An 8,421-nucleotide genomic window follows, 5' to 3' on the forward strand; every position below is an offset into this window, starting at 1 on the left:
TTGATTGCCATGTTAGCGCTATCATTGTCAAACGCCGAGAAACTCGATCCAAAAGAAGCATCGATTGTAAATTCAACACAAATCCAATCAATCCCAGACAGCGATGAGATCCGGAGTGCATTTGTTTGCATAACATGCAGCAGTGTGAATCAATCATGCCCATAAAAAATAACGCGACTGAAATCCACACCCAAGCCCCTCTGAGAAATAACTTTATGAATACCTTAAAAAATTGCGATACCTCTCAGAAATAATTGGCAAAGAATAGTTTTCATCGATCCGCCGCCGAGCGGCGTTTGACAGCTCCGAATATTTGGAGGCCGAAACATCGTGCATCATCTTCATCGCGTTGCACAACGCTACCGCATCGCCCGCCGGCACGATTTTTCCGGTGCTTCCGACGATCGTTGCCGCTTCTCCAACGTCGGTCGTGACAACGGGAATACCATGTCCCATGGCCTCCGCAATGACGTTCGGAAAACCTTCGGTCCTGGAAGATAGCACCAGGACGTCAATGCTTCGATAGAACGATCCCATATCATCCGTTTCGCCGCGAAGTTCAATAAGGTCTTCCGCCAGGCCGGCATCAGAGATCATTTTCCTGACGGTCTCATTTTCCCAACTCAGTCCCCTGCCGGCGGCAACAAAGCGGACATCATCCTCCTGCGCGGCCAGTTGGGCAGCAGCCTTGAAAAAGAGAGCATGATCTTTTTGGGGATGAAGACGCGCCGCGATGCCGTAGATCCTTGGCCTCTCCCCCTGATCTCTCACGACATCGATCCGCGGAAATCCATTCGGGATTACATCGATATTGTCATTTTCGAAACCGAAGCGCTGGTGTAGTTCCATTGCCCTTTTCGAATTAAAGATAATCCCGTCGGGAAGGCGGGAAAGCGCACGGGAAGCCCTGGCCGCAAGCCTTGAACTGCGCGACAGGACATTCATATCGTCCAGTGATTGCCTCACATTCCAGAAGATGGGAGCAGAGGTTCTTGCAAGACGCCCGGCCAGAATGCCCGCCACCATGGCGTGATACATCCAGCATACGATGATGGTCGGCTTTTTCCGCTCGATCAGGCGTGTCAGCCGGATGCCCGCACCAGCATATCGCGTCCACGAATTCATCCCAAGGGCTATACATTCGACCTGGCCGCCGACAAGTCTCCGATTTCTGTCAGAAACGTCCTTCAGCGACACGACAAGAGCTTTTTCACCAGATGATTGCAAGAGGCGAACAAGCATCGTCTCCGCCCCACCGATATCGGCAAAGTTCGTAATAAGATGCATAATCATCGCAGATTTTGCCTCATTCCCTGTACCACACTACTTGAATCAGAGAATTCGCTTCCCTGCGGAATTTTCCAACGCCATAACCATCCGTTAGGGGCGCCGCTATTCTTATTTACTACTGCGTAAACTGCAAGACTTCGCGCACAATTGCATCGCAATTCAGAAGGGCCCGGTTTCTTCCGGGAAGCGCTTTCCACGAATATGCAGTCGCATTCATGGATCAGGAAATCGCCCTTCCCTTTATCGCCCGAGATTTCAAAGGCATGATCGATTGCCGTTTCCTGAAAGATGCCCTGAGGGATCGACACGTCTATCGATCGCTTAATTTATTCGTTTGGCACAACCTGATTTTTAAGTGGCGTGAAGTTTTTGTGCATATTCGACGCAACGTGCTTTAGCATATACCGTTGAGTGAGATGGATCTTCTCTGTCGTGTTGCGTAGTGAGAGTGGAGACCCGATTGATGGCTGCAAGTACTGAAACGTCCAGGACGCGAACCCGCGTCGCCGTGGTTGCCAGCCTTACATTTTCACTCGTCAATTTTCGGCTTGAGTTGTTGCGCAGCCTGGTTCGAAGCGGTTGCGACGTTTACGCACTTGCCCCGGATGACGACCCCGAGAGTATTGCACTGCTGGAAGAAGCCGGCGTGCACTTCCGGCAAATCTCGATGGACCGAACCGGTACCGGGCTGCTTGCGGACATCCGGACGCTTAGAACGATAAAGGCCGCGTTCGACGGCATCCGGCCCGATATTGTTCTGCCCTACACAATGAAACCCGTCATCTATGCCGGTCTTGCCGCGCGCATGGTCGGCATTCCCAAACGCTATGCCCTTATCACCGGCCTTGGGTATGTCTTTACCGGCGACAATCCGAGTTTTCGAAAGAAACTCCTGCGCCAAGCATGCGTATTTCTCTATCGACACGCCCTGAAAGGAGCAGTTCAAGTTTTCATTTACAATAATACCGATGCCGAAATTTTTCGAAGTCTGCATATCGTGACCAACAGCAATTCTATGCTGGTGCCCGGTTCAGGCATCGATACCCGGCATTTCAGCCAGGCCCCCCCGCCCGATGGCCCTCCGGTGTTTCTCCTTATCGCGCGATTGCTGAAAGACAAAGGCATCAGGGAATACGTCGAAGCCGCAAGGATTCTTCGAGCAAGGCACCCTCAAGCGCGGGTGCAGTTACTCGGCCCGTTCGACCCGAACCCGGCAGCGATTGCGAGAAAGGAAGTCGAAGAATGGACAGCAAACGGGACTATCGAATATTTGGGTGAAGCAAAGGATGTCCGCCCCTATCTGCGGTCCTGCTCCGTGCTGGTTCTCCCTTCCTATCGCGAGGGCATACCACGCACCGTTCTTGAAGCCATGTCGACGGGCCGAGCGGTCGTCACGACGGATGCGCCCGGTTGCGTGGACACGGTTGAAGACGGCGAAACGGGTTTCATAGTACCCGTAGCTGATGCCGCCGCACTTGCGCAGGCGATGGAGAAGTTTGTTACGACACCGTCATCGATCGTCGAAATGGGCAAGCGCGCAAGGCAGTGCGCCGTGGAGCGATATGATGTGCATGTCGTCAATCGTATCCTGATAGAAGAAATGGGATTGCAGTATATTCCTCCCGCCAATTCCAACCGCGAAGCGGCCTGCTAAGGAGTATCGAGTATGAGCATCGAAACGTCTCCGTTGTCGGAACGTATCGCGATTGTCGGGCTGGGCTATGTTGGCTTGCCCGTTGCCATTGCCTTCGCGAAGGTCGCGGAACATGCTGTCGGTTTCGACATATCCCGACCTCGGGTGGAGGAATTGAAAGCCGGCTACGACCAGACAGGAGAGATATCGAAAGTCGACCTTCTTGAAACTAGGTTGCATTTGTCGAGCGATCCGGAATGCCTGGCCGGCGCGAGCATGTACATCCTCACAGTGCCAACGCCTGTCGACGATGCGCATAGACCGGATTTCACGCCGCTCCTGTCGGCATGCGAGATGGTTGGACCGCATCTGAGGCAAGGCGCGGTCGTCGTGGTGGAAAGTACGGTTTATCCCGGTGCCACGGAAGAAGTATGCGGCCCCGCGCTGGAGCAAGCCTCCGGCATGGAATGCGGAACGGATTTCTTCCTCGGTTATTCGCCCGAGCGGATCAACCCGGGTGACCGAGAGCACCGCCTCGAGACTATTACCAAGGTCGTATCCGGTCAGGACGATGCGACGCTGGAGCGCGTCGCAAGTGCGTATGGCGCGATCGTTGAAGCAGGAGTACACAAGGCGAGTTCCATTCGCGTCGCCGAAGCGGCGAAAGTGATCGAAAACACGCAGCGCGACATCAATATCGCACTGATGAACGAACTCTCGATGATTTTCGAGCGCCTGGACATTCCCACAAGAGAAGTTCTGGCGGCAGCCGGAACGAAGTGGAATTTCCTTAAGTTTTTCCCCGGCCTCGTCGGCGGCCACTGCATCGGCGTGGATCCGTACTATCTGACCGCCAAGGCCGAGCAGGTCGGCTATCAGCCGGAAGTTATTCTGGCCGGGCGACGCATCAATGATGGCATGGGCAGGTTTCTCGCCCGCAAAACGATCAAGCTGATGGTTTCCGCCGGCCGCTCCCTGACCGGCGCACGCATTGGTGTACTGGGCCTGGCGTTCAAGGAAGATGTTCCGGACCTGCGAAATTCGAAGGTGCCCGACGTAATCGACGAGTTGCGTTCGTTCGGGCTCGCGCCCATTTTGCACGATCCGCATTGCAACGCAGAAGAAGTGCGGCATGAATTCGGGCTGACACTCGACGACCTTAGCTGCTTCACCGGTCTTGACGCATTGATCCTCGCCGTCCCGCATCGGGCCTATCTTGATCGAAAAGCGGAGATAACGGCCATGCTTGCCGAGGGCGGCGTGTTGATCGACTTGAAGGGCGCACTTCCCGATGCGGATGTTCCGGCCGGAATTCTGCGGTGGTGCCTATAAGTTTGACTATGCGGCATCGCTCACGACGTGAAGCGATATTCGGTAATCTGACGGTAGGTCTCGCCCGGCCGCAACACAGCCTGCGGGAAATGACCATGGTTCGGCGCATCCGGCCAGATCTGGGGTTCCATCGCAAGTCCGGCATACGCGCCGTAGCGGCGCCCTTCCAACCCCGGCACGGTTCGCGCGACATTCTCACCGCTATAGAACTGAAGGCCAGGCTCGGTCGTCCAGACTTCCATCGCCACGCCCGACCGCGCACCCCCTACCCGTGCTGCCCGGCGCAAGCCGGTTCGTGCCTCTGAAAGGCAGAAATTGTGATCGTAAGCCAAAATCCGTCCTTCGGCTTCGAACCGGATCGGCCTCGGTTTGCGGAAGTCGAAGGGTGTGCCCTGGACGGAAAGTACTTCACCGGTGGGAATCAATTCCGCGTCCACCGGGAGATACGCTTCGGCCTCGATCATGACCTTGTGATCAAGGCAATTGCCTTCCCCTCCATCGTCGAGATTGAAGTAGGAATGATGGGCGAGATTGCAAAGTGTCGGAGCATCCGATTCCGCGCTCAATTCAACGACCAGGCGGCCTGTATCTGACAGACGATAAGTGCAGGTGATGTCGAGGTTGCCGGGAAACCCCATCGCCCCGGCCGGATCACGAAGGGTGAGCGTGACGAAATCTCTGCCGTAATCGGCGATGGACCATACACGCTTTCCTATGCCTCCGGCCCCGCCATGCAGGAGGTGCTTGCCGAGAAAATTGGTATCAACCTGCCACTCCACCCCGTCGATGGAAAACCTGCCGTTGCGGATGCGGTTCGCATAGCGTCCGGCGACCGCGCCGAAATAGGGCGAATGGGCGGGATAATCCTCGAAGCAGTCAAAGCCGAGGACGAGAGGGGGCTCATGACCCTGAAGGCGTAAGTCCTGGATGGCAGCGCCCCAGGTAATCACCTTCGCGCTCAATCCGCCACCTTGAACGGTGACGCGCTCCACCACTTCGCCGGATGCGGTCTTGCCGAAGAATTCACGTTTCATGTCCGCTCCTGCGGATTCAGGCGGTCAGGGAACCAATTTCCTGCAGCAAGGACGCATCAACTTCAATTCCGTTTTCCCGGATCCGCGTGGCGACTACCCGCCTCCGGGTGCCGGGAACGCGAGCGCCTTCCTGTGCCGCAATCAGCCCTGCCATCTCCGCAAAACGCTCTAGGGCGCCCGAGCCGAATGCGGATGGATCGATAGCAATCAGCGCCTGCCCCGTGCCGGGCGGGTCTCCCTTGTCATCGAAGAACGACGTTTGCTCGTAGGCATAGTTCGCGCCGGTGAGGCCGGCACACATGAGTTCCACCATGAGCGCAAGCGCCGTTCCCTTTGCGTCTCCCAGCGGGATCATCGTTCCAGCCATGCCGGCGGCTGGGTCCGTTGTCGGATTGCCGTTTGGATCGAGCGCCCAGCCTTCAGGAATCTGCTCGCTTTTCTGCTTCGCCGCCATCAGCTTGCCGCGCGCGACCTTGGAGAGCGAGACGTCGACCACAATCGGATCCCCATTTGCAACAGGTGCGGCAAAGGCAATCGGGTCGGTGCCGAAGAGCGCCTTCTTCCCGCCCCAGGGGGCCATGGCTGCTGGTGCGTTCGCAAACATGAGGGCGACGAGCCCGCATTCGGCCAGTCGCTCAACGGTGATACCCGCAACTCCCGCATGGTGCGAGCGGTGGATACCGGCAATCGCGATCCCCTGTTCCGGCGCGATGAGGGAAAGCTGATCGATAGCAAGATCAAGTGCCGGAAAGGCGAAGCCGTAACCGCCGTCGATGCGGACGGCCCCGGGGCGAATGCGCGACGCTGCCGGCACGGCATGGCCCTTCACCTTGCCGGCGCGCGCCTGGGCCGCGTAGGCCGGAACCCGGCGCAAACCGTGGCCGGCCTGGCCCGCCAGTTCCGCGCCGATCAAGGCGTCGGCGACCGATTTCGCGTTCACCGATGATGTATCGCTTGCGACCAGCACATCCATGACCAGCCTGTGCGCGGTGTCGACATTCAAAACTTCGCTTGTCATGCTTTCCCGTCCAGATGGCGGATAACCGTGTCGGCGATGAGGCTGGACACCCGCACATTCGATTCTTGCGTAACACCTGCGATATGAGGGGTCAGGATCACGTTGTCGAGATCTTTGAACCTTTCTCCGGCATCCGCCGTCAGCGGTTCGACCTCGAAAACGTCGAGCGCCGTGCCGCCGAGGCGCCTTTCATTCAAGGCGTCCGCAAGTGCCGCCTCGTCGACCACGCCGCCCCGCGCGGCATTGATGAGAATGGCATCGTCCTTCATCCTGGCGATCGTGCCCGCATTGATGATGTGGCGAGTCTTGTCGGTCAACGGCACGTGCAAGCTAACGACATCCGCCAACTGCAACAGACCTTCCAGGGTCACGCTTTTTGCGCCCGCCCAACGGGCATCGCCTTCAGGCAGGAACGGATCGAACGCGATCACCTCCATGCCAAATGCCCTTGCTCGGCCCGCGACCTCACGCGCGATAGCGCCATAACCGACAAGGCCCATCACCTTGCCCGAAGCCTCGCGCCCGATCAGGGATTGCCGGGGCCAGGCCCCGTCAGCGACCGCAGCACTTGAGGAATATGCGCCGCGAAGCAGCGCAAGCGCTGCCGTCATGACGTACTCGGCCACTGAGAGGTCGTTGGCGCCGGTCGCCGGATAAACGGCGACCCCACGCGCCTTACAGGCCTCGACATCGATATTGTCCAGCCCAACCCCCAACCGGCCGACGCATTCTAGCCGTCTCGCGGCCGCCAGCACCTCCCCTCGCACCTGCGTACGATTCCGCACGATCAGGGCACGCGCTTCCGGCAAAAGCTCCATAAGCTGCGCAGGATCATCGACGAGGCCGGGATCGTAGATGGTCTCGAACCGGGCGCAGACGCTCTCTACAGCCGCCTTGTCCATAAATTCGGTGATAATGACATCCGCCACGGGATTATCCTCCGATGAAGTACAAAAGGCTCATGACCGTCACGAGCAACACGAGGGTGGTCGCTATTGCCGCATGGATCGCCGTGCCGCCAATATTCAGCATTTCCTTGATAGATGTTGTGAGGCCAATTGCGGCAACGGCCGAGATCAGACACCAGCGCGAGAGAGAGACGAGCGGCTCTCGCAGCATTTCCGGCACGAAACCAAGCGAATTGACTGTCACCATCGCCACGAAACCGAGCGCAAAGAGCGGAACTGGCAGCCGGCCCTTGCGTGCACCTTCTCCGCGTTCCCGGAAAAGCAGTGACAACAGGAACACCACCGGCAACAGCATTGCCACCCGGAACAGCTTGACGATGGTCGCGGTGTCACCGGCAAGTTCGCTCACCGCATAACCGGAGCCGACGACCTGGGCAACGTCATGAATGGTCGCGCCGAGAAAGATGCCCGTTGTCCGGTCGTCAAAGCCGACCAGATTGGCGAAAACGGGATAGGTAACCATCGCTATCGTCGAGAGCGTGGTTACAGCCACTACGGTAAAAATCGTCTGTTGCTGTTTGCCTGGTTTTTCCGGCAGCACCGTCGAGATCGCCAATGCCGCGGAGGCGCCGCAGATCGCCGTCGCTCCGCCGATCAGGATGCCGAAGATCCGGCCATGGCCCTGCAAGCTTACGAAAGTGATGCCAGCGAAAATCGTAATCGCCATGGCGACCAGCAGCACGACAACGGTATTTCCACCGAGTGCAATAACATCGCTTGCCGCAATCCTGAGACCCAGCAATGCAACGCCGAACTTCAGCACGGATTTGGACGTGAAACGGATACCGGCTTCAACCTTCTCGCCCTCCGACAAGAAGTTGAGGGCAATGCCGATCAGGAGCGCCAACAGCATGACCGGCCCGCCGTAGGTATCGGCCACGAAACTTGCGGCGGCAGCAACAAGCAGCGCCGTTCCCATGCCAGGGACCAGTGCACGCACGCGAGAGACCACGCCACCTGTATGAGCAAGAGAAGTCATGAAATCGAACTCTGGTCCGCTGGAAGCTCTGGCGGCGCCTCTTGCACGGAACGGGGCCGGGCGCCGCTTGAGGCGAGCGCCCGCAAAGGCCCTTATTCAGGCGCTTCTGTAGAGCTTGGTCATCGAGAATTCGCGGTGTCCGAGCGCTTCTGAGGCGGTGTTGCGGC

7 protein-coding genes are annotated in these 8,421 nt (G+C 57.9%); 2 read left to right on the forward strand and 5 right to left on the reverse strand.

What is annotated here, in order from left to right; all coding sequences use genetic code 11:
• Positions 1-213: 213 nt before the first annotated feature.
• The gene (locus GR183_RS21335) at positions 214-1,293 is read right to left on the reverse strand and encodes a glycosyltransferase (protein ID WP_160777697.1); all 1,080 of its coding nucleotides are present in this window, start codon (positions 1,291-1,293) and stop codon (positions 214-216) included.
• Between the two features lie 460 nt (positions 1,294-1,753).
• Here GR183_RS21335 and GR183_RS21340 point away from each other — a divergent pair, with 460 nt between their 5' ends.
• Both GR183_RS21340 and GR183_RS21345 read left to right on the forward strand, forming a co-directional pair.
• Positions 1,754-2,944, forward strand: coding sequence for a glycosyltransferase family 4 protein (locus tag GR183_RS21340; protein WP_160777698.1), 1,191 nt, complete (start codon positions 1,754-1,756; stop codon positions 2,942-2,944).
• A gap of 12 nt (positions 2,945-2,956) precedes the next feature.
• Positions 2,957-4,255 (forward strand): nucleotide sugar dehydrogenase, encoded by a 1,299-nt coding sequence (locus GR183_RS21345; RefSeq protein WP_160777699.1) that lies wholly within the window; start codon positions 2,957-2,959, stop codon positions 4,253-4,255.
• Between the two features lie 20 nt (positions 4,256-4,275).
• On the opposite strand, the gene GR183_RS21350 is transcribed toward GR183_RS21345, so the two are convergent.
• Genes GR183_RS21350 through GR183_RS21365 form a run of 4 tightly spaced genes read right to left on the reverse strand, consistent with a single transcriptional unit; the run spans position 4,276 to position 8,254 of the window.
• Entirely contained in the window at positions 4,276-5,289 is a 1,014-nt protein-coding gene (locus GR183_RS21350) for an aldose epimerase family protein (protein WP_160777700.1), read from the reverse strand.
• A 16-nt stretch (positions 5,290-5,305) separates the two neighbouring features.
• Positions 5,306-6,307, reverse strand: a complete 1,002-nt coding sequence (locus tag GR183_RS21355) for an Ldh family oxidoreductase (protein ID WP_160777701.1) — start codon at positions 6,305-6,307, stop codon at positions 5,306-5,308.
• On the reverse strand, positions 6,304-7,236 hold the full coding sequence (locus tag GR183_RS21360; protein ID WP_312846877.1) for a hydroxyacid dehydrogenase: 933 nt from the start codon (positions 7,234-7,236) through the stop codon (positions 6,304-6,306). The genes GR183_RS21355 and GR183_RS21360 overlap by 4 nt, the downstream gene beginning before the upstream one ends.
• 4 nt (positions 7,237-7,240) lie before the next feature.
• Positions 7,241-8,254, reverse strand: a complete 1,014-nt coding sequence (locus tag GR183_RS21365) for a YeiH family protein (protein WP_160777702.1) — start codon at positions 8,252-8,254, stop codon at positions 7,241-7,243.
• Positions 8,255-8,421 lie beyond the last annotated feature (167 nt).

Origin of the sequence: Stappia sediminis, from assembly GCF_009826895.1 — a bacterium.
Taxonomy (GTDB): domain Bacteria; phylum Pseudomonadota; class Alphaproteobacteria; order Rhizobiales; family Stappiaceae; genus Hongsoonwoonella; species Hongsoonwoonella sediminis.